At 72.3% G+C, this 22,949-nt stretch carries 16 protein-coding genes, 1 tRNA gene and 1 pseudogene; 6 read left to right on the forward strand and 12 right to left on the reverse strand.

Going from position 1 to position 22,949, the window contains the following annotated elements; genetic code table 11:
• Nucleotides 1–7 precede the first annotated feature (7 nt).
• On the reverse strand, nt 8–439 hold the full coding sequence (locus tag RMN57_RS28785) for a roadblock/LC7 domain-containing protein (protein WP_313766192.1): 432 nt from the start codon (nt 437–439) through the stop codon (nt 8–10).
• On the reverse strand, nt 436–3,471 hold the full coding sequence (locus RMN57_RS28790; protein WP_380233525.1) for a nitrate- and nitrite sensing domain-containing protein: 3,036 nt from the start codon (nt 3,469–3,471) through the stop codon (nt 436–438). Before RMN57_RS28790 ends, RMN57_RS28785 begins: the two co-directional genes overlap by 4 nt.
• Nucleotides 3,472–4,139: 668 nt before the next feature.
• On the opposite strand from RMN57_RS28790, the pseudogene RMN57_RS28795 reads away from it, so the two are divergent.
• Both RMN57_RS28795 and RMN57_RS37125 read left to right on the forward strand, forming a co-directional pair.
• Nucleotides 4,140–5,933 (forward strand): annotated as a pseudogene (locus RMN57_RS28795) (2-isopropylmalate synthase); the annotation flags it as partial.
• Between the two features lie 111 nt (nt 5,934–6,044).
• Nucleotides 6,045–6,536, forward strand: a complete 492-nt coding sequence (locus tag RMN57_RS37125; protein WP_380233526.1) for a YbaK/EbsC family protein — start codon at nt 6,045–6,047, stop codon at nt 6,534–6,536.
• Between the two features lie 92 nt (nt 6,537–6,628).
• Here RMN57_RS37125 and RMN57_RS28800 read toward each other — a convergent pair whose 3' ends face one another.
• The 3 genes from RMN57_RS28800 to RMN57_RS28810 all read right to left on the reverse strand — a co-directional run bounded on the left by RMN57_RS28800 (nt 6,629) and on the right by RMN57_RS28810 (nt 14,098).
• On the reverse strand, nt 6,629–9,640 hold the full coding sequence (locus RMN57_RS28800; RefSeq protein ID WP_313766194.1) for a hypothetical protein: 3,012 nt from the start codon (nt 9,638–9,640) through the stop codon (nt 6,629–6,631).
• Between the two features lie 186 nt (nt 9,641–9,826).
• Nucleotides 9,827–12,826 carry a hypothetical protein gene (locus RMN57_RS28805; protein ID WP_313766195.1) on the reverse strand — a complete coding sequence of 1,000 codons (3,000 nt, stop codon included), beginning with the start codon at nt 12,824–12,826 and terminating at the stop codon, nt 9,827–9,829.
• A gap of 207 nt (nt 12,827–13,033) precedes the next feature.
• Nucleotides 13,034–14,098, reverse strand: coding sequence for a hypothetical protein (locus tag RMN57_RS28810; RefSeq protein ID WP_313766196.1), 1,065 nt, complete (start codon nt 14,096–14,098; stop codon nt 13,034–13,036).
• A 222-nt stretch (nt 14,099–14,320) separates the two neighbouring features.
• On the opposite strand from RMN57_RS28810, the gene RMN57_RS28815 reads away from it, so the two are divergent.
• A tRNA-Glu gene (locus RMN57_RS28815) sits at nt 14,321–14,392 on the forward strand.
• Nucleotides 14,393–15,194: 802 nt separating this feature from the next.
• Here the strand turns inward: RMN57_RS28815 and RMN57_RS28820 are convergent.
• The 3 genes from RMN57_RS28820 to RMN57_RS28830 all read right to left on the reverse strand — a co-directional run bounded on the left by RMN57_RS28820 (nt 15,195) and on the right by RMN57_RS28830 (nt 16,640).
• Nucleotides 15,195–15,437: a DUF397 domain-containing protein gene (locus RMN57_RS28820; RefSeq protein ID WP_313766197.1), complete on the reverse strand. Its 243-nt coding sequence runs from the start codon at nt 15,435–15,437 to the stop codon at nt 15,195–15,197.
• Nucleotides 15,438–15,519: 82 nt separating this feature from the next.
• Nucleotides 15,520–15,762, reverse strand: coding sequence for a DUF397 domain-containing protein (locus RMN57_RS28825; protein WP_313766198.1), 243 nt, complete (start codon nt 15,760–15,762; stop codon nt 15,520–15,522).
• Complete coding sequence (locus RMN57_RS28830; protein ID WP_313766199.1) at nt 15,759–16,640, reverse strand: helix-turn-helix transcriptional regulator; 882 nt, start codon at nt 16,638–16,640, stop codon at nt 15,759–15,761. Before RMN57_RS28830 ends, RMN57_RS28825 begins: the two co-directional genes overlap by 4 nt.
• A 127-nt stretch (nt 16,641–16,767) precedes the next feature.
• On the opposite strand from RMN57_RS28830, the gene RMN57_RS28835 reads away from it, so the two are divergent.
• The 3 genes from RMN57_RS28835 (at nt 16,768) to RMN57_RS28845 (ending at nt 19,025) form a co-directional block, all read left to right on the forward strand.
• The gene (locus RMN57_RS28835) at nt 16,768–17,244 is read left to right on the forward strand and encodes an ATP-binding protein (RefSeq protein WP_313766200.1); all 477 of its coding nucleotides are present in this window, start codon (nt 16,768–16,770) and stop codon (nt 17,242–17,244) included.
• 304 nt (nt 17,245–17,548) lie between these two features.
• Nucleotides 17,549–17,977 carry a nuclear transport factor 2 family protein gene (locus RMN57_RS28840; RefSeq protein WP_238862293.1) on the forward strand — a complete coding sequence of 143 codons (429 nt, stop codon included), beginning with the start codon at nt 17,549–17,551 and terminating at the stop codon, nt 17,975–17,977.
• Nucleotides 17,978–18,062: 85 nt separating this feature from the next.
• A complete protein-coding gene (locus RMN57_RS28845) occupies nt 18,063–19,025 on the forward strand; it encodes a PhzF family phenazine biosynthesis protein (RefSeq protein WP_313766201.1) in 963 nt (320 codons plus the stop codon).
• Between the two features lie 32 nt (nt 19,026–19,057).
• Here the strand turns inward: RMN57_RS28845 and RMN57_RS28850 are convergent, their stop codons facing one another.
• The 4 genes from RMN57_RS28850 to RMN57_RS28865 form a co-directional block, all read right to left on the reverse strand.
• Nucleotides 19,058–19,402, reverse strand: coding sequence for a hypothetical protein (locus tag RMN57_RS28850; RefSeq protein WP_313766202.1), 345 nt, complete (start codon nt 19,400–19,402; stop codon nt 19,058–19,060).
• A 145-nt stretch (nt 19,403–19,547) separates the two neighbouring features.
• Nucleotides 19,548–20,324 carry a class I SAM-dependent methyltransferase gene (locus tag RMN57_RS28855; RefSeq protein WP_313766203.1) on the reverse strand — a complete coding sequence of 259 codons (777 nt, stop codon included), beginning with the start codon at nt 20,322–20,324 and terminating at the stop codon, nt 19,548–19,550.
• Between the two features lie 10 nt (nt 20,325–20,334).
• The gene (rox, locus tag RMN57_RS28860) at nt 20,335–21,792 is read right to left on the reverse strand and encodes a rifampin monooxygenase (RefSeq protein ID WP_313766204.1); all 1,458 of its coding nucleotides are present in this window, start codon (nt 21,790–21,792) and stop codon (nt 20,335–20,337) included.
• A gap of 288 nt (nt 21,793–22,080) precedes the next feature.
• Nucleotides 22,081–22,620, reverse strand: a complete 540-nt coding sequence (locus RMN57_RS28865) for an N-acetyltransferase (protein WP_313766205.1) — start codon at nt 22,618–22,620, stop codon at nt 22,081–22,083.
• Nucleotides 22,621–22,949: the final 329 nt, after the last annotated feature.

Here is a 22,949-nt window from a genome sequence, read left to right on the forward strand (position 1 = left end):
CGGGTCATCAACCCCGGTTCCTGGCCGCGAAGGCGTCGAACTCGCCGCGGACCGGGGTGGTCAGCTTCTGGCCGACCTGCTGCACCAGGGTGTGCATGGCCACCGACATCACCTCGGCGTCGACCTCCTGGGAGGCGACGACGGCCAGGTGGGTGCCCTGGGCGGCGGTGATGACGAACAGCCAGACCTCGGACAGCTCGACGATGACCTGGTGCACCGGCCCGCCGTCGAACAGCTGGCCGACGCCCCGGGCCAGGCTCTGCTGGCCGGTGGCGACGGCCGCCAGGCGCTCGGCGTCGGCCCGGTCGATGGTGCGGGAGTGGCTGACGACCAGGCCGTCGTCGGAGAGCAGGACGGCGCTTCTGGTCCCGGCCACCGAGTCGACGAGTCCGTCCAGCAGCCAGTCCAGGTCCTGGTGGGTGGCGATCGTGCGATTCATGATTGGTCATCCGTCCTGGTGGTTCGGGGATCCGCGGCGGGCAGGGCCCAGGGCGAGGGGCCCGGCGCGGAGGTCGGGGGGTCGGTGGGCGGGCCGGGGGGCGCCGGGAGGGACCGGCGGCGGGGGCCGGCGGCGGCCGGGAGGTGGGTCTCGCCGGGCTCCTGGACGCGGGCCGCGCGGGACTGGCGCTGGAAGGCGCCGATCGCCGCGCCGGAGCGCGTCGGGCGGGGGCGCCCGACCGGGCCCACCGCGTCGCCGGACGAACCGGCCGTGCCGGCCGTGCCGGGCAGCGTGCCGTGCACGCCGCCGTAGCCGGCGGCGGGCGCGGTGTCGGCCCGGGCCGGCGGCGGCACGCGCAGCTCGGCCGCCAGGCTGGCCTGGCGAACCCGCTGCGGCAGCGGCGGCTGGCCGTCGGCCGGCGCGCTGTAGGGGACCGACGGGGCGTACTCGCGCCGCTCGGCGAGGCGGTAGTGCTCGGCCGGCCGGTACTGCTCGTCGGCGTACGGGGCCTCGGCGGCGGTCACCTTGGCGTAGGCGATGTCCGGGTAGGCCGGCGCGTCGTACGCGGGCGCGCCCGGGGTGGGCGGGGCGCCGTGGGCCGGTGCGGCGTGCTCGGGGCCGGCGTGGACCGGGGTGGCGTGGTCCGTGCCGGCGTACCCGGGCTGAGCGGGCAGGAACCCCTGCTCGGACTGCCCGGACCGGTCCGGCTCCACGGACTGCCCGGCCGTCCCGCCGTAGCCGGCGAGGGCGTCGGACGGGGTGTCGTGCCCGGCCAGGGCCGGGACGGGGGCGCGCCTGGCGTCGAACACCGAGTCGTACCCGTCGCCGTCGAATCCGTCACCGCCGAACCTGTCACCGCCGAACCCGTCCACCCGGTCGTACCCGCCGTGCGGGCCCGCGGCCGGGGTGTCGGCCGGGGAGCGGTGCTCGACCGGCTCGGAGTCGAGCGGCTGGATGTACTCGACGTGCGCGAAGGCCTCGACGGGTGCCACCGCGGCGGCCGACGGGCCCAGCACGGTCTCCGGCGGCTCGACCGCGGAGTCGGACAGCCGGCCGTCGCCCGGTCCGCCCAGCGGTCCGTGACCGGTGCCGGCCTCGGAGCCCGCCGCAGCACCTGCTGCCAGGCTCCCCATCGGCTCACCGCCGGCCGCCGGCGCGTCCGCGCCCGCCGTCAGCGCGGCGAGCGCCGCCTTGCGCGTGCGCCGGGCGAGCGGGATCGGCTCCACCGGTGTGGCGTCCGGAAGGCCCGCATCGCCGTCGATGACCAGCTCGGCGGGGACCAGCACGACCACCCGGGTGCCGCCGAAGGCCGACGGCCGGAACTCGATCTGCAGCCCGGTGTTGGCCGCCAGCCGGGCGACCACGTAGAAGCCGAGCCGGATGTCGTTCGCCCGGGCGAGCACGTCCATCCGGGGCGGACGGCTCATCAGTTCGTTGGCCGCGTCGTACTGTTCGGGGTCCATCCCGAGCCCGCGGTCCTCGATCTCCACGGCGAGGCCGCGGCCGACCATGGCGGCGCGCACCTCGACCGGGGTCGGGGGCTTGGAGAAGGTCGCCGCGTTCTCCATCAGCTCCGCGATCACGTGCGCGACCGGGCCGACCGCCCGCTCCGAGATCCACGGGTGGCCCTCGACGTCGACCATGATCCGCCGGTAGTCCTGCACCTCGCCCTGCGCGGCGCGCAGCACGTCCAGCAGCGGGACGGGCTTGCGCCACTTCCGCTGCGGCTGGCCGCCGGCCATGATGACGAGGTTCTCCTCGTACCGGCGCAGGCGCGAGGTGAGGTGGTCGAGGTCGAACAGGCCCTCCAGCACCTCTGGGTCGTCGTACTTGCGCTCCAACTCGTCCAGCTTGCGCAGCTGCTGACCGATCAGCAGCTGGGTGCGGCGGGCGATGCGCTGGAGCAGCCGCTCGAAGCCGCGGTGCTGTTCGGCCTGCCGGACGGAGGTCGCCAGCGCCGAGGTGCGGGCCAGGTTGAGCGCCTGGCCGAGGCGGGCGAGCTCGTCGTTGCCCTTGCCGTGCTCCCCGGCCGTGATGGCGCGGGTCTCGGCCTCGACGTCGACCTGCTCCCCCCTGGAGAGCCGCTCGACGACCTCGGGCAGGGTGAGCTCCAGCTCCTGGGCCTGGCCCTGGAGGTCCTTGATCCGGCGGCGCATCGAGCGGGTCAGCCGCCAGCTGGTGATGACCACCACGATGACGGCGAGCAGGCCGGCGATGGTGGTCTGCACGAAGCGGGAGAGCAGCGAGAGGAAGGAACTCCTGCTGACCTCGACCACGTCGTCGGTGCGGGTGTCGATGACGATCACCAGCTGCGGGTTGATCTGGTCGACGGCCTGACGCCACTGCTCCTGGGAGGCCGGCAGCTTGACCGAGCCGGAGGCGTCGGCGGTGACCGGGCGGAGCAGCGCCTGCTCGACGGCGATCTTGTTGCGCCAGACCGGACTGTTCATCACCTCGTGCCAGGCGTCGACCTCCTGGGCCGGGACGAACGGCACGATCTGCAGGTTGAAGAGGTAGTCCTGGGTGCTGATGGCCTGCTGCACCTGCTGGTAGTCGGCGACGGCGAGCTTGCCGGAGGGCCAGCCGCGGGCCAGGATCGCGTCCTCGCGGGAGAGCATCTCCTTGGCCCAGAGGGAGCTCACCAGCGCCCTGGAGGTCCAGGTGACCTCGCCGTTGTCGATGCGGCTCAGCTCGGTGAACATCCGCAGGTCGACGGCGATCAGGTCGGTGAAGTACGTGTAGACGGCCTGCTGGTCGACGGCGGCGCGGTCGACCACCGCGCGCTGGTCGGCCAGCTTGTCCATCGCCTGCCGCGCCTCGGCGGCGGCGGTGCGGATCTCGGCGGGCGCGCCGTCGGCGATCTCGTCGGAGACCCGTCGGAACTCCCGCACCGCGTCGTCGGTGAGTTGGCGCTGGCGGCGTAACGCGTCGGTGACGCTGCCGGGCCGGGCGAGCGCCTCGGTGGTGAGTCGGCGTTCCTCCTGGAGGTTGTAGTAGACGTGGTTGGACGGCTTTCCGGCCTTCTTGGCCAGCGTGCCCTGGTCCGCCTGTCTCCGGAAGTCCAGGAAGGTGTGGCCGCTGGTGGCCGCCCAGATGGCGGTGAGGGCGATGCTGGGGACGATGGCCAGAACGAGCAGTGCCGTCCGCAGTGACAGGCGCGGACGCCTGCGGGGGGCCTTCGGCGTCCGGGAACGCCGATTCGCACGCGCGCGCAGAGCAGACTCCTAGGGGCTGGCGGTCGGCCTGGTGGAGCCGGACCGTCCGGGCACGGGCTATATGACGAGGCGATACTAGTCATACCGTGTGATAGGAGTGAAAGCCTGTTCGGTGTCTGGGCGAGGTGCACACACTTCCTTGACAGAATGTCATGCTCCGGTTAATCGTCCGCCTCCGAAGCACCCTTGAGGCGGCCCACGGCACGTCAAAAACTCATACGGGGGCCAGGTATCGACCGGTGCGGGCGTGACGGGGCGTAACCTTGGTGATCATGTACGGGTGATGTGGTAGTCACCGCCGGAGGGTGTGTCCGCTCCGTGGAAGCCGGTACGGACGGCGACGGGCCCGGGGTACGGTACGCCCATGCAGACGTGGCGTCTCCTCCTTGGTGGCCGCAGCGGGGTCTGACCGGATCGGCGCCCCGCTGCGGGGCGCCGTGCTGCCGGTCCGTCCTCGGTACCACCTCGTACGAAGGACCCCACCGATGCGATTCCCCACCCTGCGCACGCCCGCCGGCCCCGTCCCGGACGCCGCGCCCGCCTGGAACCCGCAGCGCGGCAGCGCCATGCCGAGCCACCGCTACCGACCCGCCCACGAGCGCGTCCCCCTGCCGTCCGGGGCGGACCGGCAGTGGCCCTCCCGCCGGATCGAGCGGGCCCCGCTCTGGGTGCCGGTCGACCTGCGGGACGGCAACCAGGCGCTGGCCGAGCCGATGGACCCGGCGCGCAAGCAGCGCATGTTCGACCTCTTCCTGGCCATGGGCTTCAAGGAGGTCGAGGTCGGCTACCCCTCCGCCAGCCGCACCGACTTCGACTTCGTCCGCCGCCTGGCCACCACCCCCGGGGCCGTCCCCGAGGACGTCACCGTCGTGGTCTTCACCGCCGCCCGGGCGGACCTGATCGACCGCACCTTCGAGTCCGTCGAGGGCCTGCCCAGCGTCGTCGTCCACCTCTACACCGCCACCGCCCCGGCCTGGCGCGACGTCGTGCTCGGCCGCGACCGCGCCGAGGTGCGCGCGCTGGTGACCGGGGCCGCCGAGCACATCGCCCGGCGCGCCGAGCATCGCCCCGGCCTGCGCTTCGAGTTCTCGCCCGAGGTGTTCAACCTGACCGAGCCGGACTACGTCCTGGAGGTCTGCAACACCGTCACCGCCCTGTGGGACGCGAGCCCCGACCGCCCGGTCATCCACAACCTGCCCGCCACGGTGGAGATCGCCACGCCGAACGTCTACGCCGACCAGATCGAGTACATGCACCGCCACCTGGACCGCCGCGGCTCGGTGATCCTCTCCGTCCACCCGCACAACGACCGCGGCACCGGCGTCGCCTGCGCCGAACTCGCCCTGCTGGCCGGCGCGCAGCGGATCGAGGGCTGCCTCTTCGGCAACGGCGAGCGGACCGGCAACGTCGACCTGGTGACGCTCGCCCTCAACCTGCACACCCAGGGCGTCGACCCGATGATCGACTTCTCCGACATCGACGAGATCCGCCGCACCGTCGAGCACTGCAACCGCCTGCCCGTGCCCGAGCGCCACCCCTACGTCGGCGACCTCGTCCACACCGCCTTCTCCGGCACCCACCAGGACGCCATCAAGAAGGGGTTCGCCCACCACGCCAAGCGCGCCGCCGACCTCGGCGTCCCGGCCGACCGGGCCCCGTGGGACGTCCCCTACCTGCCGATCGACCCGGCCGACCTGGGCCGCGGCTACGAGGCGGTGATCCGGGTCAACAGCCAGTCCGGCAAGGGCGGCATCGCCTACCTGCTGCAGAGCGGGCACGGCCTGGAGCTGCCCCGGCGGCTGCAGATCGAGTTCTCCCGGGTGGTCCAGGAGTCGACCGACGACAGCGGGCGCGAGGTCACCGCGGACGAGCTGTACGCACTGTTCCGCGCGGCCTACCTGGACGCGGCGCCGCCCGCGGTCTGGCGCACCGGGGAGGACGGGCCCGGCCGGCACTGGGCGGAGCTGTCCCTGGCGGGCGGCCCGGTCCACCGGGGCGGGGGCAACGGCCCGCTGGACGCCGTCACGGCGGCCCTGGCCGCGGCCGGGACGCCCGTGGACATCCTGCGCTTCACCGAGCACGCCGTCCGCACCGGACCGGACGCGGATGCCGTCGCCTACGTGGAGGCCCGGGTCGGCGGCGCCGGCGGGGTCGGCGGGGAAGGTGGGGCCGGCGGGGGTGGCGGGGTCGGCGGCCAGGTGGTCTGGGGCGCCGGACGCGACTCCTCCGTCCTCGCGGCCGGGGTACGGGCGGTCCTGAGTGCCGTCGGGCGCGCGCGGTCAGCTGCACTGCGGTCCGGCCCGGCTCCGGCCGCAGGCACGGCGCCGGGCACCGTGAAGAACACGGGGAAGAAGTCGATCCCGTACACCGGCCCGGGGCAGGATGGCGGCATGACGTCCAGCCCCTCCGACCTGCCCGCCCGCAGCCGGGCCGTCGCCGACGCCCTCGCGGCCGCCGGCCTGACCGGCCGGATCCGCGTCCTCCCGGACTCCGCCCGCACCGCCGCCGAAGCGGCCGCCGCTCTCGGCTGCGAGGTCGGCGCCATCGCCAACAGCCTGGTCTTCCAGTGCGACGGTGCGCCCCTGCTGGTCATGACCAGCGGCGCCCACCGCGTCGACCCGGCCCACCTGGCCGGGCAGTTGGGCACCGGCCCGATCACCCGGGCCGGCGCCGACCAGGTCCGCGAGGCCACCGGCCAGGCCATCGGCGGCGTGGCCCCGACCGGCCACCCGGCCCCGCTGCGCACCGTCGTGGACGTCGCGCTGGCCGGTCACGAGGTGGTCTGGGCGGCCGCCGGCCACCCGCACACCGTGGTGCCGATGACCTACGACGAGCTGCTGAGGCTGACCGGCGGGACGCCCACGACGGTGGTCGCCGAGTAGCGGCGGCCCACCCGGACGAGGAGCGCCCTCCCGATCGCCGTGACGCGATCGGGAGGGCGCACGGTGGGGCGGGTGCACGGTCGGGCGGGGCGTCAGCCCCAGTTGCCCACGAGCGGGATATCGCCCGGGTTGCCGAACTTCTTGCTGTAGATCACCAGGTTGCTGTTCTCGGCGGCGCCGTAGAAGGTCTGGTCACCGGGTCGGTAGACGCCGATGGTCTCCTTGCCGGTGCCGTCCCAGTCGCCCTTGATCGGGACGTCGCCCGGGTTGCCGAACTTGATCGCGGGCCGCACGTTCTCCGCCTGGTTGGAGTCGTTCAGGTAGAACAGCTGGGTGCTCGGGTCGTAGACGGCGACGGTGGTGGTGCCGTTGCCGTCCCAGTCGCCGACCAGGGGCTTCCAGCCCGCATTTCCCAGCGGGATACGGTACTTGACGGACGAGTTGTCGTCCGAGAGGTAGAAGGTCTGGTCGCTGGGGCGGTAGACGCCGACGGTGGTCCGGCCCTGGCCGCTCCAGTCGCCGACCAGCGGGACGTCACCGGGGACCCCGAACGGGAAGGTGGCGGCGACCGTGGCGTTGTCGTTCGAGAGCTGGAAGGTCGCCGTGGCGGGGTGGTAGACCCCGATGGTGTCGGTGCCCGGTCCGTTCCAGTGGCCCGTCAGCGGGACGGCGTTGCCGCCGCCGCCGAACACCGTCCGGCCGGTGAACCAGCCGTTGTGGGCGGCCTCGCCGAAGCTGGCGTCCGACGGCCGGTACACGCCGACCGAGGCGGGCCGCGGCGTGGGCGTGGCGTTCACGACGGCCTTGCCGATCCGCTGCTGCGCGGCGACGGTCAGCGGCACCTTGTTCGGCTGGTCGGGGCCGAGCCAGCGGAAGTTCTGCAGGTAGACGACGCGCGGGTCCTGTGCGGCGATCGCGCGGTACTCGTCGTTGAACGCCGCGACCTCGGCGTCGGTCTTGCCGCCGTAGCAGCCGTCGGCGACACCCTGCTGGTTGGTGGACTCCGGGAAGAGCATCAGGTGCTGGTCGGGCGAGGACAGGAAGGTCTTGAGATTGGCGAGCCGCGGCTGGATCTCGCCCCGGCCCACGCAGTAGTAGTCGAAGCCGACGATGTCGACGGCCGCGGGGATCGGCGCCGTCTGCTCGACGTTCCAGTGGTCGAGGCTCATGACCATCAGCTTGTCCGGGAAGACGGCCTTGATCTGGTCCGCCTGCGTTTGGACCTCGGCGGGGGTCAGACCGTGCGAGTAGGGCTCGTCACTCACGTTGACGGCCGAGATCTTGTCCATGTTCGAGCCGATGCGCTGCACCAGGGCGGCGAGGTTCTGTGCGGCGTTCGGGTTCGGCTTGAAGGTCCACGTGTCCGTCGCAGGGTCGCGCGGGAGGACGGTCTCCTGGTTGAGGTCGATCACGCAGGAGGCCGGTCGGCACTGGTCCAGGAACTCCAGCCGCGGGTCGGTGCCGCGGTTGAAGGTGTTGAAGTTGGTGAACGACGACACCTCGGGCGCGTGGTTGGCGCCGTAGTTCGGCCAGTCGGGGTCCCGGATGTCGAAGAACCCGTAGTAGCCGAGCCCGCCCAGCATGGAGACCCGCAGATCGTCGACCGTGGTGACCTGGCCGGCCGCCGAGTGGTGGGCGCCGAGCGAGACGTAGCCGTCGCGGGGCAGCTGGGCGGCGGTGTGGCCGGAGAAGACCGTGGAGCCGTTGACCTTGACGGTCGCCTGCTGCTTGTCGCCGGTCGCCAGCGCGACCGACACGTCGTACGAGGCCGCTGCGGGGACGGCCGGCAGTGCGGTCGGCGTGCCGCCCTGGAAGAGCGTCAGCCCGCCGTCGGCCTGGACGCGCAGGCCGAGGGCGACGTCCTCGGCGTCCACGGCGCCCGTGCCGCCGGAGGCGTTGCTGACGGCGAGGGAGGCCCAGTCCTGGCCGCTGGTGCTGCCGACCACCGGGGTCAGGACGGCGTGCACCGTGTAGGCGCCGGTCGGGACGTCCGAGGTTGCCGGCTTGTTCAGGCGGACGGCCGTGGTGCCCTTGGGGAAGGAGAGCACGTTGGGGTGGGCCGGGCTGTTGACCTGCACCGAGCCTGTCGGCGGGTTGAGGGCCAGGCCCTTGACGCCCGAGACGGCGGTGTAGTTGGCGGAGATCAGGCTGGGCTGGCGGGCGCTGAGGTCCTGGTTGAGCCCGAAGTCGGCGGTGGCGCTGGGTGCGCCGTCGAAGGTGTCGACGAGCGGCTTGGCGCTGTGGGTGGCACCGGTGTCGACCTTGCTGACGTTCAGACCGTGGCCGGCGCCGTCGCCGAAGGTGGTGACGCGGTCCTCGGTGGAGAGGTAGGCGCCGAGGTAGAGGAAGGCGCTGCTCGGCCACCGGGTCACCCCGGCCGGCGCGGAGACGGTGAAGGGCGTGCCGTTCACGGTCAGGGTGACGGCGCGGTCGGCCCCGGTGGAGACGGCGAGCGAGACGGCGTACTGGGCGGTCGGTGCCACGGTGCCCGTCCAGAACGGGGTCTCCCCGCCCCCGCCGTGGAAGAGGGCGAGCTTGCCGGCCGAGGTGACGGTGAGGCCGAGGTCGACGTCCGCGCCGGTGACGTAGCCGTTGCTGCGGTGGCTGCGGCTCAGCACGATCGAGCCCCAGTCCGCACTGCCGGTGTCCCCGACCACCGGGTCGATCACCGTCGAGACGGTGTAGCGGCCGGTGGCGTCGGCGACGGCCGGCGCGCCGAGCATGACCGCGGAGACGCCCTTGGCGAAGAGCATCCGGTTCGGGTGGTCCGGGTGGCCGGCCTGGACGAACCACTGTTCGGGCGGCGTCGCGGTGTCCCAGCGTCCGGAGACCCGGGTGTAGGAGATCCCGTGCTGCCCGGCCGGCGGCGACTGCCGGGCGTCGAGCCCGACGTTCAGCCCGTACAGCGGATCGGTGTCCAGGGACGGGTCCAGCTGGAAGGTGTCCGAGAAGGCGCGCGAGGTGTTGAGGTCCACCGGTACGGGCGGAACGCCGTCGGCGGCCGCGGCCGGCGTGGCTCCGAGGCCGGCGGGCAGCGCAGCGGCCAGCGCGAGCGCCGAGGCGCCGGCCAGCAGCCCGCGTCCCAGGCGTTGAGTGAGTGTCACCGAGTCTTCTTCTCCCGGTCGTCGGGTCGGCGGCACGGGTGTGCATCGCCGAGGGGAGCGGACACGGCGGTGTCGCACCAGCTCAGCGGCCTTCCCCCGGGGCGGGATCATAGAGGGTGGATACGAACGGCCGCGCCGGAGATTCCGACGCGGCCGCTCGTTCGTTCGGGAGTGGGTCGGGGGGTGTCAGCCCCAGTTGCCCACCAGCGGGCGGTCGCCCCAGTTGCCGAACTTCGCGCTGTAGATCACCAGGTTGCTGTTCTCGGCGGCGCCGTAGAAGGTCTGGTCACCGGGTCGGTAGACGCCGATGGTCTCCTTGCCGGTGCCGTCCCAGTCACCCTTGATCGGGACGTCGCCCGGGTTGCCGAACCTGATCGCGGGCCGCACGTTCTCCGTCTCGTTGGAGTCGTTGAGGTAGAAGTTCTGGGTCGCCGGGTCGTAGACGGCGACGGTGGTGGTGCCGTTGCCGTCCCAGTCGCCGATCAGCGGCTTCCAGCCCGGATTGCCCAGCTTCATCCGGTACTTGGTGGTGGCGTTGTCGTCGGAGAGGTAGAAGGTCTGGTCGCTGGGGCGGTAGACGCCGATCGTGGTCCGGCCCTGTCCGCTCCAGTCGCCGACCAGCGGGACGTCACCGGTGTCGCCGAACTGGTGGGTGGCGGTGGTGCCGTTGCCGTTGGAGAGCTCGAAGGTCCGGGTGGCGGGGTGGTACACGCCGGGGGTGTCGGTGCCCGGTCCGTTCCAGTGGCCGGTCAGCGGGACGTCGTCGGTCTGGTGGGTGCCGGGGAGGACGGTCGAGCCGGTGAACACGCCGTTGTGGGCGGCCTGGCTGAAGCTGCCGTCCGACGGCCGGTACACGCCGACCGAGGCGGGCCGCGGCGTGGGCGTGGCGTTGACGACGGCCGTGCCGATCGCCCGCTCGGTGGCCACGGTCCGGGGGTACTGGTTCGGCTGGTCCGGGCCGAGCCACCGGAAGTTCTGCAGGTAGACGATGCGCGGGTCCTGCGCGGCGATCGCGCGGTACTCGGCGTTGGTCGCCGCGATGTCCGCATCCGTCTTGCAGTAGGTGTAGACCTGGATGGACTCCGGGAAGAGCATCAGATGCTGGTCCGGAGAGGACAGCAGGCGCTTCAACTCGTCCAGCTCGTCATGGATCCTGCCACGGCCCACGCAGTAGTCGTCGAGGCCGACGATGTCGACCTCCGGCGGGGCGGGATGCCCCGGCGAGATGTCCGTGTAGGCATAGCTGAGGATCAGCATCTTGCCCGGGAACACGTCCTTGATCAGCTTCGCCTGCGCCTGCACCTGGGCGGCGCTCAGACCCCGCCAGTAGGCCTCGTCGGTGAGGTCGACGGCAGCGATCTTGTCCATGTTCGAGCCGATGCGCTCGACCAGCGCGTCGAGGTTCGTCCTTGCGTCCGGGTTCGGGTCGAACCTGTCGTGGTCGGTGGCTCGTTGGATCACCACCTCGTTGTTGACGTCGATGGTGCAGGACGCCGGGAGGCAGTTGTCCAGGAAGTCGACCCGGGGGTCATTGCCGCGGATGTAGCCGTTGAAGTTGGTCCACGGTGCCACCTCGGGCGCGTGGTTGACGCCGTTGTTGTCGTTCGGGTCCGGGTCGCGGATGTCGTAGTACCCGTAGTAGCCGAGGCCGCCGAGCATCGAGATCCGCAGGTCGTCCGCGGTGGTGACCTGGCCGGGCGCCGAGTGGTGGGCGCCGAGCGAGACGTAGCCGTCGCGGGGCAGCTGGGCGGCGGTGTGGCCGGCGAAGACCGTGGAGCCGTTGACCCTGACGGTCGCCTGCTGCCTGTCGCCGGTCGCGAGGGTGACCGAGACGTCGTACGAGGCTGCTGCGGGGACGGTCGGCAGTGCGGTCGGCGTGCCGCCCTGGTAGAGGGCGAGCCCGCCGTCGGCCTGGACGCGCAGGCCGAGGGCGACGTCCTCGGCGTCCACGGCGCCAGTGGCCCCGGAGGCGTTGCTGACGGCGAGGGAGGCCCAGTCCTGGCCGCTGGTGCTGCCGACCACCGGGGTCAGAGCCGCGTGCACGGTGTACTGGCCGGAAAGGTCGGCGGTGGCAGGCTTGTTGAGCCGGACGGCCGCGGTGCTCTTGGGGAAGGAGAGCACGTTCGGGTGGGCCGGGCTGTTGACCTGCACCGAGCCGGGGGCCGGGTCGCCGGCCACGCCCTTCACGCCCGAGACGGCGGTGTAGTTGGCGGAGATCAGGCTGGGCTGGCGGGCGCTGAGGTCCTGGTTCAGCCCGAAGTCGGCGGTGGCGTTGGGCGCGCCGTCGAAGGTGTCGACGAGGGGCTTGGCGCTGGTGTTGGAGCTGGTGTCGACGTTGCTGACGTTCAGGCCGTGGCCGGCGCCGTCGCCGAAGGTGGTCACCCGGTGGGAGTCGGACAGGTAGGCGCCGAGGAAGAGGAAGGCGCTGCTCGGCCACTGGTTGACGGTCCCGGGCGCGGAGACGGTGAACGGGGTGCCGTTCACGGTGAGGGTGACGGCGCGGTCGGCCCCGGTGGAGACGGTGAGCGAGACGGCGTACTGGGCGGTGGGCGCCACGGTGCCGGTCCAGAACGGCGTTTCGCCGCCTCCGCCGTGGAAGAGGGCGAGCTTGCCGGCCGAGGTGACGGTGAGACCGAGGTCGACGTCGCCGCCGGTGACGTAGCCCGTGCTGCGGTGGCTGCGGCTGAGGACCAGCGATCCCCAGTCGCCGCTGCCGGTGTCGCCCACCACCGGGTCGATCACGGTCGAGACGGTGTAGTGCCCGGTGTCGTCGGCGATGGCCGGAGCACCGAGCATGACGCCGGAGATGCCACTGGTGAACAGCAGCTTGTTGGGGTGGTCAGGGTGGCTGGCCTGGACGAACCACGGGGCCGGCGGCGCCACGGTGTCCCAGCGGCCGGAAACCCGGGTGTAGGAGACCCCGTGCTTCCCGGCCGGAAGCGCCTGCCGGGCGTCGAGCCCGACGTTCAGCCCGTACAGGGGGTCGGTGTTGCGGGAGGTGTCCTGCTGGAAGGTGTCCGAGAAGGCGCGCGAGGTGTTGAGGTCCACCGGTACGGGCGGAACGCCGTCGGCGGCCGCGGCGGCCGCGGCGGGCGCGGCTCCGAGGCCGGCGGGCAGCGCCGCGGCCAGCGCGAGGGCAGAGGCTGCGGCCAGCAGGCTCCGGCCCAGTCGTTGGGTGAGTATCACCGAGTCTTCGTCTCCCGGTCGTCGGATCGGCGGACGCGGGGTGCGCCGCCGGGGCGGGGCGCGGGCATGGCGGCAGAGCAGTGCCACGACGGCCTTGCGGCCTCCCCCCGGGCCGTGATCATAGAGGGCGGGGCGGACACGAACGGCCGCGCCGGGACATTCCGGCGCGGCCGTTCAGCACGGGCGTGGAGGTCGGTGCCCCCAGAGTCAGGGCTGCATCAGGCGCTGGAAGAGGCCGCCGATCTGGTTCTTGTCCGCCAGCATCGGCAGCGAGTCGAAGAACAGCTCCCAGGTGCCGTCCGGGCCGATGCGCTCGACGATCCCGAACGGGATCTCGGTGCCTGCGGGCGCGTCGGGCCGGCCCTTGAGGACGGTGGCGGTGCCGTACCACTCCAGGTACGTGGTGGACCTGCCGAACGCGGCCTGGCCGGGCTTGAACGTGACCTGGGCGTCGGTGAACAGCCGCTGGAGGTAGGCGGCCTTGGCCTCGGTGGTGGTCAGCGGGGTGGACAGTCCCGGCGCGGTGAGCGAGGCCCCGGCCATGCGGGCGACGAGCGTCTTGGCGTCGTGGGCGTTCCAGGCGGTCAGGCGGTCGGAGATCTCGTCGGCGCGGAACCGCTCAGGGGTGCGGTTGCGGCTGTTCTGGGGCTGGGCCGGCGCGGCATCGGCGATGTCGGCGAACGGGCTGCGCAGCTCGGGGGCGGCGTAGCGGAAGAGCTCGTACCGGTCGTAGTAGCGGCGGGCCTGGATGGTCTTGCCGTAGTCGCCCAGGACGTTGCGGGCGACCTGCGGGTAGGCCACCTTGTGTCCCTTGAGCGTGACCTCGTTCCACTGCCCGAACATCATCGACGCGCCCTCGGCCACGATCTCGGTGCCCCGGTAGCGGAAGTCGGGCGCGAGGCGGAGGGAGCCCGTGATCGAGGTGCCGATCGCCGTGCGGCCGCGCTGCGGTGCACTGCCGGCCTCCCAGAGGGTGGCCTCGTCGTCGAAGATGTCGAGGTAGGCCTGGACACGGGGGTGGGAGAGGTCGCCGGGCGCCGGCGGGGTACCGGTCGGGACCTCGCCGAAGGCGAGCTGGCGCTTCATGAAGGCGCAGGCGTTGGGAGTGATCCGGCCCTCCACGCGGTCGACCTTCGCGCGGACCTCTGCGCACTCCACGCCGGTGTCCCGCGGGCCGGCGGAAGCCCCGGTGGCGACGGCGGTGACGGTGGAGAGGCCTACGGCGACCGCGGCGGCGACGATCAGGCTGGTGCGGGCGGTGGTGGCGGGCATGGTGATACCTCGTTCGTCTGCGCTGGTCAGGGGGCCTGGGCGGGGCTGCCCGGGCACGGACAGAACCTTCGCGGACGGGGAGGTGAGCGTCGATTACCTGCCAGGTAATGCGGGGGAGATCCGGACCTGATCGAGGCCCGATTTCACGTACTGATCAGCTGTTGGTAGGTTTACCTCGTCGACGGGACGAGAGCGCGGAAGCGGTCGAGGACCGGCGGTCAGGCGTCGGTGGTGCAGCGGTAGCACGCCCACTTTCAGTGGGAGGGGTTCGTTCAATTCGGGCCCGGCGCTCCAAAGAGCAGGGGCGGAAGTCGGTTTCGACTTCCGCCCCTGCTGTCGTTCGCGATGGCCCGCCCCGGGGCGCAGGCGACCGAGCCGCACAGAGCCCGACCGGTGAGCCGTCGCCCCCGTACAGAAGCACTCCGTACGGCTCCACGGGTGACCTCGAACAGCAGGCCCACGAGGTCGGCTGCGGCCCGTAGGGCCCGCTGAACACCGCGCCCCTGCTCGGCTCCGGCCGAGCAGGGGCGCAATGTTGTGTGTCAGCGGAAGGGCAGTGCCTCCGTGCTGCCGCCGGCAAGGACTCGCCCGTACTCATCCCGGCCGTCGAGCGGTCGATAGGTGAGCACGGGATCGCCTGCCCGTACGAGGGCGGTGGCACATCCGAGGCACCAGGGTTGGGGCGGCTGCACGTCGAGGTCTTCGATCACCGCAGGTGCGACGTAGCACTGCGCGCAGTTCGCCATCGGGTCCTCCCGGGTGTCAGGGCCACGTGGAACCGCACTGGGTGCAGCCCCACCGGCCGTCCATCGTCTGGTAGGTGGCGCCCGATCCGCAGACCGGGCAGATGCGGGCGCTCGGCTCGTCGTCCCGCTCCAGCAGGGTACGGGGCGCCGGGGCGTCGATGGGCGCGGACGCGGTGACCGCGGTTCACCGAGCAGGTGGCGCCGGAGGAGGTGCGTCGGCCTGCACTACGGGCGTTGACGGCGGACCTGCTGTACGCACCGGTGACCGTGGCCGGGGTGCGGGAGCTCGCCGCGCGCACGGGTGTTGCGTAGGGAGGTGTCACCTCGCCGCGCTGGCTGTGCCTGGCGGCTTAGATCGCGACGTAGGCGGCGTAGGTGAGGAAGGCCTGCCAGGCGGCGGGGTCGAAGGTGAGGTGAGGGCCGCTCTTGTCCTTGGAGTCGCGGACGAGGATGGCGGTAGTGGTTTCGGCGACCTCGACGCAGTTGGCATCCTCGTTCGTGTTGTAGCTGCTCCTATGCCAGGCGATTTCGATGCACTCGCCGCCCTCGTTGCTGCTGTGGCTGCTCTTGAACCAGTCCAGTTCGGGGCTCATGGCTCTCCCTGCTCGGGGACAACGGTTAGACGGTACGCCAACGGCCCGTCGCTGCACAGCGGCGGGCCGTTTGGGGTGGTGCTCAGACCTTGGCGGTGGTGGCGTAGGTGAGGAAGGCCTGCCAGGCGGTGGGGTCGAAGGTGAGGTGGGGGCCGCTCTTGTCCTTGGAGTCACGGACGAGGATGGCGGTGGTGGTATCGGCGACCTCTACGCACTCGCCACCCTCGTTGCCGCTGTAGCTGCTCTTGCGCCAGGCGACCTCGATGCACGCGCCGCCCTCGCTGCCGCTGTAGCTGCTCTTGAACCAGTCCAGCTTCGTGCTCATCGCTCTCCCAGCATCTTCTCGATCAAGGATAGGGACTCCTGCGGGGTGTGCGCCTGGGCCCTGAGGGTGCCGTATCGCGCGTTGAGGATACGTACCTCCTCCTGATCCGAAATCAGCCTACTGCTCGTCTGAACCTCGATGTAGGCGTTCTGGGGGCGCCCTTTGGGGGTGATCAGGATGAATGGACCGTCCATTCCCGCGTGCTCCGTTCTGTCGAGCGGTAGCACCTGGATCACCATTCCGCGCGTCTGACCGACTTCCAGCAGTCGACGTAGCTGTGCCGCGTGCACGTCCGCGCCGCCTAGCGGCCTATGCAACACGCCCTCGTCGATGACCCAGCTGAAGATGGCCCGGGGCCAGCGTGTGAGGATCTCCTGCCGCGCCATGCGGGCAGCCACCCGCATTTCGATCACTTCCTCCGTGAGCAGCGGCTGGCGCATGGCGAAGACAGCCCGGGCGTGCGCCTCGGTCTGCAGCAAACCGGGCACGTCGACCATGCTGAAGTCGTGGAGCTCGATAGCTTCCTCCTCCAGCCCCGCATAGTCCCGAAACCAGGCCGGGTGCCGCACGCGGGCCTTGGCCTTCGCGCGCTGGACGTCCTCCTTCGCGATGCTCAACAGCCCGCCTGCGTCCAGCAGTTTGTCCGCCGCGTCCAGCAACTCCGGCTGAGGCGTCCGCTTCCCGCGCTCCACCGCGCCGATCAGGGCCTCGGTGTAGCCGACGTGGCCGGCCAGCTCCTTCTGCGTCATCCCGGCCCGCTCGCGCAGCAGCTTGATCTGCTTGCCCAGGGCGCGGAAGAAGTCCGACACCTCCGTGAGGTCTTCCGCCGATTCCGGTCGGGCCTCACCGCTCGCCCCGCCACGCCGTACGTCACCCATTGCGACCACCCCTGAATCCAGGTCACGCCCAACGGCCCGAACAGGCCACCTTCCGCACTCGGACAGATACCGTGCGTACTCGCCGAATGCCTGGTCAGCCTACGTCCGTCCCACCACGCTTTGGCTCATGAAGTCCGAAATTGCCCTCGACACACCAGTGCCGCGCTCCCTCGTCGCGCTCCTCCCCGCTACCCCCAAGGGGGCCGCTCTCTGCCGGCGCACCGCGTGCCGCCAACTCGCGGACTGGGGACTCGAATCCGCGGCCGCGGAGCCGTTCCACTCCGCCCGGCTGGTCGTCGCCGAACTGGCCGCCAACGCGATCACCCACGGTCGCGTCCCCGGGCGCATGTTCGAGCTCGGCCTCGCCCTCATCCCCACCACCGCGGGTGACGCCCTGCTGCGCATCGAGGTCTCGGACTGCCGGGGCGACCGCCACCCCGCCCCGCCCGCCATCACCTCCGCCAACTCCCAGTCCGGGCGCGGTCTGATGCTCATCGACGCCCTCGCCGACCGCTGGGGCACCGTCCCCCGTCCGCCGGGCGGCAAGACCGTCTGGGCCGAGATCGACCTGCCCGCCGTCACCTCCGCCGTCCACGTCGCCTGAGCGCCGCCACGACGACACCACCAGGGCCGCCGCGCTCACCGTCCTCCCGCTCGCGCTCCTCCTCGCCCTGATCGTCTGGGCCCTTCCGTCCGGCACCCACTCCCACTGGCAGCCTCCTCCGGCCACCACCACCCCGACCGCAGCCCCAACTCCCTCCCACTGAAGGCGACACAGGAAGTCGGCCCCTCCGACTTCCTGCGCGCTCCCACATCTCAAACTTCGGATCACTGATGGGCTTCGCGGCCCCGAACGTGCTTTCATGGGCTCGTCACAACTTGCTCAACATTCACGGGGGGAACGGGAAATGAGCACCAAGGACCCGAAGGCCGAGGTCATCGAACGCTTCTTCGCCGCCTACGCGGCCGGCGACGTCGAGGCCATGAGCGCGGTCCTCGCCGAGGACATCGCGTGGACCATTCCGGGCCGGCACCCGCTCTCCGGCACCAAGCACGGGATCGCCGAGGTCCGCAGCTTCTTCGACCAGCTCGGCAAGGCCGGCTTCCAGGCCGAGCCGGTCTTCTTCGGCACCAACGACGAGTACGTCGTCGACGTCCACCGGGGCTACAGCACGCAGGGCGTCGGCAAGGTCGACACGCTCTGGGCGCTGGTGTGGCACTTCAACGCCGAAGGCAAGATCGACCGCGTGATCAACCTCAGCGGGGACCAGCACCAGATGGACAACTTCATCTGGGACAACTTCACGCTCGCCCCGCTCCCCGACCGCCTGGGCTGACCCAGGCAGGAGGCGGCGGGTGCGGCTCACCCGCCGCCTCAACTCGGGCTCCCCGCAACGGGCATATGCGGCCTAGGATTGCCGCGTGTTCGATGCCACCGTCGCCGCGGACGTGAGCGGCCTGCCCGTTACCCTCGTGCACGCGTGCCAACGCGACGGCCGGGGCGGCAGCCCCACGGCCGTCGTCGACGAGTCGGCCCTCGGCGGCCTCCGCGGCCTCGGCTCCCTCAGCGACGAACAGCGCCGTACCGTCCCCGGGCTCACCGGGGCCTCGCACGCCGTCTTCGTCTCGGTCGGCGCCGACGTCTCGCTCCGCTTCTTCACCGCCACCGGGGAGCTCCCGGGCTGCGGTCACGGGACCGTCGCGGCCCTGACCTTCCTCGCCGCACGCGCCGGGCGGTCCGACTACCGGGCCACCCTCCGCACGAGAGGCGGTTCCTTCTCCGGCCGGGTCACCCGCGCGCACGGCGAGTACGAGGCCGCGTTCGAGCCGGGACCGGTCACCCTGCGCGAGCCCGCTCCGGGCGAACTGCAGCCTGTCCTCGATGCGTTGGGCATCCCGGCGGACGCCGTCGCCCCCGGCGGCCGGATCGCCACCCTCGGCCGGCCGCGGCTCCTCCTCCCGGTGACCACGCCGACCGCCCTGGCCGCGCTGGCGCCGGACTTCGACCGGCTCCGCGCCGCCTGCGACCGGCTGGGCCTGCTGGGCTGCTACGTCCACTGCGAGACGGGCGCGCCGGGTGCGTCGGGCACAAGCGGCGCGTCGGGTACGTCCGGCGCATCCGGTGCGTCCGGCGCGGCCGAAATCCGCTTCGCGGCCCGGATGTTCGCGCCGTCGATCGGCGTCCCCGAGGACGTGGCCAACGCCAACAGCACCGCGTGCCTCGCCGCCCACCTCGCCCGCGAGGGCCGGCTCGTGGGCGCCGGCGGCGCCGGCGGCCGCATCGGCGTCGACATGGGCGACTCCCTCGGCACCCCCTCCACCATCACGGCGACCGCGACCGCCGTCGGCGGCGCCGCGACCCTCGGTCGGCGCGTCCGCCTCTGACGCGTACGGCCGCCGCCCGACCGCGGCTGTGCCTACCTGCTCGCGGCCGAGACCACGACGAGCCCGATCAGGGGAACGATCATGCAGGCCAGGTGGGTGATCACCGAGCGGGTCATCCGGAACACGCCGAAGAGCAGCAGCCCCACCAGCAGCCAGCCGAAGAACACCGACTGGGCGAGTCGGCTGGTGTCGTGCATGCGGGCCGTGTCCGCCGCGGTCGGTCCGCCGAAGGTGATCGACGAGCTCAGGCACATCATGAACAGCATCCCGCCCAGCAGCAGGTTGCCGACGCCGACCAGCGTCGCCACCACGAAGTCGCAGTCGCGGATCCGCTGGTACCACCCGACGCCGGCCACGGCCGTGTTGATCTCGCTCATGACGGCAAGCCTGCCCGGTCGGTGGAGTGCCGGGCATGAGTACGGATACTCAACCGCGCGCAGGAAGTCGGCCCGCCCGACTTCCTGCGCAGTGCTCCGCTCCGGCCAGCCCTGCGCGGGCGCCCGCCGTACGCCGGCGCCCGCCCTACGCCGGCTTCGTGGCGCGGAGCGAGTACACCTTCGGGACGCCCCCGCCGTCGGGGAGCCGGAAGTGGGCGTGGTCGTGCTCGTGCAGGAACTCCAGGCGCAGGCCCGCCGCGACGAGCGCGCTGACCACGTCGCCGAGGCCGTGCCGCCACTCGACCGTCACCGTGGCCGTGGTGGCGGCGCCCGGGTCGGCGTAGGTGCCGGGCTCGTCCCAGACGGTCGGCTCGCGCCGGAAGTAGTCCTCCTCGATCGTGCGGCCGTCCTCGCCGAGGACGTCGGTGATCGGGTGGTACTCGGCGAGGTAGAGGAACCCGCCCGGGGCGACCAGGGCGGCCGCCGTCCGCGCCCAGCGGTCGACGTCCGGGAGCCAGCACAGGGCGCCGAAGCCGGTGTAGACGACGTCGAAGGTCCGCCCGCCGAGGGCCTCGACGGCGTCGTACACGTCCGAGACGACGAACCGGGCGTCGTCGGCGCCGATCTTCGCGGCGAGGTCGCGGGCCGTCTCCACGGCGGGCGCGGAGAAGTCGAGGCCGGTGACGGCGGCCCCGCGCCGGGCCCAGGAGAGGGTGTCCAGCCCGATGTGGCACTGGAGGTGGAGCAGCGTCCTCCCGTCGACGTCGCCGACCTCGGCGAGCTCGAAGCCGCGGAGCGAGTCGTCGCCCGCGACGAAACCGGGCACGTCGTAGAAGGCGCCGGTCACGTGGATCGGGACGCGCTCGTCCCAGTTCGCGCGGTTCGCCGCGCGCCAGTCGGTCGGGTCCGAAGTGGTCGCCATGCTCGGCAACCTAGCCAGCGCGTCCGGGGCCGTCCACCGATTTGTGCCCCGCGGCGGGGCCGAACCACGTGGGCAGGTGGGTGAGGAGGTCCTGCTGGTCGTCGCCGACCCAGGCCACGTGGCCGTCCGGGCGCAGGAGCACCGCGGGCACGTCGAGCTCCTCGCCGGTGTCGACGACGTGGTCGATCCGGTCCTCCCAGCCTGTCACCGACAGCCGGCCGGTCCGGTCGAGGAGCAGTCCGCGGCCGGCGTGCATCAGCTCGAAGAGGCGCCCCCGCGTCAGCTGCACGTCGCGCATCCGCCGGCCGAGCAGGTCGTGTCCGTCGCCGAAGTCGTAGCGGACGCCGACCGCGGAGGTCATCCCGGTCACGAACCGGTTCACCTCCTCGAAGTCCAACAGCCGTGAGAACAGCTCCCGCAGCGCCACCGCGCCGGGAGTGTTCTCCAACAGCGCCATCTGCGCGCGGGTGTTGGCCAGCACGCCGGCGCCCACCGGGTGGCGCTCGGCGTGGTAGGTGTCGAGCAGGCCTTCCGGCGCCCAGCCGTTGACCTGGGCGGCGAGCTTCCAGCCGAGATTGAACGCGTCCTGGACGCCGAGGCTGAGACCCTGGCCGCCGGTCGGCGGGTGGATGTGCGCCGCGTCGCCCGCCAGCAGCACCCGGCCGACCCGGTACCGCTCGGCCTGCCGGGTGGCGTCACCGACCCGGGACAGCCAGCGCGGGGAGTGCACGCCGAAGTCGGTACCCGCGTGGGCCCGCAGCTGCTCCTTGAACTCCTCCAGCGTCGGCCCGGTCGTCCGGTCCTCGGCCACTCCGTGGGCGGGCACGATGACGCGGTACACGCCGTCGCCCATGGGGACGGTGCCGAACCGGACGTGCACCTTGCGGGCCTCGGCGGTGACGGCGGCGACCGTCGCCGGATCCTCCGTCATCTCCATGTCGCCCAGCAGTGTTTCGACCCTCGCCGGCTCGCCGGGGAAGTCGACGCCGATCAGCCGGCGCACCGTGCTGCGGCCGCCGTCGCAGCCGACGAGGTAGCGCGAACGCAGCCGTGTTCCGTCGCCGAGCTCGACGCTCACCCCGTCCTCGTCCTGGCTCAGCCCCACCAGTTCGCACCCGCGCCGGAGTTCGGCACCGAGCTCGGTGGCGCGTTCGGCCAGCAGCTGCTCGGTGACGGTCTGCGGAGCCGCGAGCCCGAACGGGTGCGCGGTGTCCAGGAGGTCCGGTCGCAGTTTGACGAGACCGCCGAAGTCGCCGGTCCGGTAGGGCTCGCTGACCGCGCGGAACCGGTCCAACAGGCCGCGCTGGTCCAGCATCTCGACCGTGCGCACCTGGATCCCGCGCCCGCGGGACTGCCCGGCCGACTCGGTCAGCTTCTCCAGCACGACCGTCCGCACCCCGGCCAGCCGCAGCTCGCAGGCCAGCATCAGCCCGGTCGGTCCGCCGCCGGCAATGATCACGTCGATCATCAGAACTCCCACCCGTTTCCTCAGGTCCTGACTACGAGCGGTGATTCTCCGGCACCACCGGGGCCTTGCCGCAAGCCCCGTGGTGGGCTATAGATTGATCATGGAAAGCGGGCGACCGCGCCCTTCCAGCCCAGGATCTCCGTCGTCTGCAGGGCGGACGACCTCCTCGCGGCGCGGTCGGCCAGTGGCGGAACGATCCGGCAAGGACCGCCCCGCCACCATGGCGTCCCCCGACTCCCGACCCGTCGAGCAACGGGAGCGGCTGGGCGCCGCCGGAGTACCGGCCGGTCAGATGCCGAACGCCGTGGCCCAGCGGACCGGGCCCGACGGGAGCGGGTGCCGGTCGTCCAGGGCCAGCGCCATCCAGGCCTCGTCGGGCTCGTCGATGCTCAGGCGGATGCCGTGGGCGGAGGCCCGGACGAAGCCGAACCGCGGGTAGTACGTCGGGTGCCCGAGCAGGACGACGAACCGCTCGCCCATGCTCCGGGCGGCGTCGAGTCCGGCCCGCACGGCCGCGGACCCGGCGCCCGACAGCTGGTGGTCCGGGTGCACCGACACCGGCCCCATGGCCAGCGCCGGGACGTCCCCGATGAAGGCGCGGGTCAGCACGACGTGCCCGACGGGCGTGCCGGCGGGGTCGGCCGGGTCGGTGGCCACGACGGAGAGGCCGTCGATCCAGGCCTCGTCCCGGCGCAGCCCGTCGAGGAGGTCGGCCTCGTGGAGCCGCCCGAACGCTGCGAGCGTCAGCGCCCGGACGGTCGGAACGTCCGCGGCGGTCTCGGCACGGGTGAGCCAGGAACGGGCGTGGGCGGAGGAAGTGGAACGCATGGTGAAACCCTTCGAGGAAGGGCCCCGGCGCACCGCGGGCGCGACGAGCGCGCGGCAGGTGCGGAAAGGTCAGACCAGGGCCCGGGAACGGAGAACAGCCGTCCGGTCGCCGCGCGGCATCGCCGGCGCAGCGGATCTCACCGCGGCCACCATCTCACCTTCCCCGTCTCTCTCGGTTTCCGGTCGCACAAGGGCGGGCCGACCGTAACACGGCCGCCGAGCGGGGCGCAGGAGATTTCCCGGGTCGGCGGTGCGGCCGGGGCGGCCGGTGCCGCGCCGTGGGCCGTCGCCGCCGGTGCGACCGGGGCGGCGCCGTGGGCCGGGGCGTC

This window comes from Kitasatospora sp. CM 4170 (assembly GCF_032110285.1).
In the GTDB taxonomy this organism is placed as follows: Bacteria; Actinomycetota; Actinomycetes; order Streptomycetales; family Streptomycetaceae; genus Kitasatospora; species Kitasatospora aburaviensis.

What these genes read in the sequence shown, in the direction of transcription:
- RMN57_RS28785 (WP_313766192.1), bottom strand. Translation starts at nt 439, where the DNA reads ATGAATCGCACGATCGCCACCCACCAGGACCTGGACTGGCTGCTGGAC.
- RMN57_RS37125 (WP_380233526.1), top strand. Translation starts at nt 6,045, where the DNA reads ATGACGTCCAGCCCCTCCGACCTGCCCGCCCGCAGCCGGGCCGTCGCC.
- RMN57_RS28810 (WP_313766196.1), bottom strand. Translation starts at nt 14,098, where the DNA reads ATGCCCGCCACCACCGCCCGCACCAGCCTGATCGTCGCCGCCGCGGTC.
- RMN57_RS28820 (WP_313766197.1), bottom strand. Translation starts at nt 15,437, where the DNA reads ATGAGCCCCGAACTGGACTGGTTCAAGAGCAGCCACAGCAGCAACGAG.
- RMN57_RS28825 (WP_313766198.1), bottom strand. Translation starts at nt 15,762, where the DNA reads ATGAGCACGAAGCTGGACTGGTTCAAGAGCAGCTACAGCGGCAGCGAG.
- RMN57_RS28830 (WP_313766199.1), bottom strand. Translation starts at nt 16,640, where the DNA reads ATGGGTGACGTACGGCGTGGCGGGGCGAGCGGTGAGGCCCGACCGGAA.
- RMN57_RS28835 (WP_313766200.1), top strand. Translation starts at nt 16,768, where the DNA reads ATGAAGTCCGAAATTGCCCTCGACACACCAGTGCCGCGCTCCCTCGTC.
- RMN57_RS28840 (WP_238862293.1), top strand. Translation starts at nt 17,549, where the DNA reads ATGAGCACCAAGGACCCGAAGGCCGAGGTCATCGAACGCTTCTTCGCC.
- RMN57_RS28850 (WP_313766202.1), bottom strand. Translation starts at nt 19,402, where the DNA reads ATGAGCGAGATCAACACGGCCGTGGCCGGCGTCGGGTGGTACCAGCGG.
- RMN57_RS28855 (WP_313766203.1), bottom strand. Translation starts at nt 20,324, where the DNA reads ATGGCGACCACTTCGGACCCGACCGACTGGCGCGCGGCGAACCGCGCG.
- rox (WP_313766204.1), bottom strand. Translation starts at nt 21,792, where the DNA reads ATGATCGACGTGATCATTGCCGGCGGCGGACCGACCGGGCTGATGCTG.
- RMN57_RS28865 (WP_313766205.1), bottom strand. Translation starts at nt 22,620, where the DNA reads ATGCGTTCCACTTCCTCCGCCCACGCCCGTTCCTGGCTCACCCGTGCC.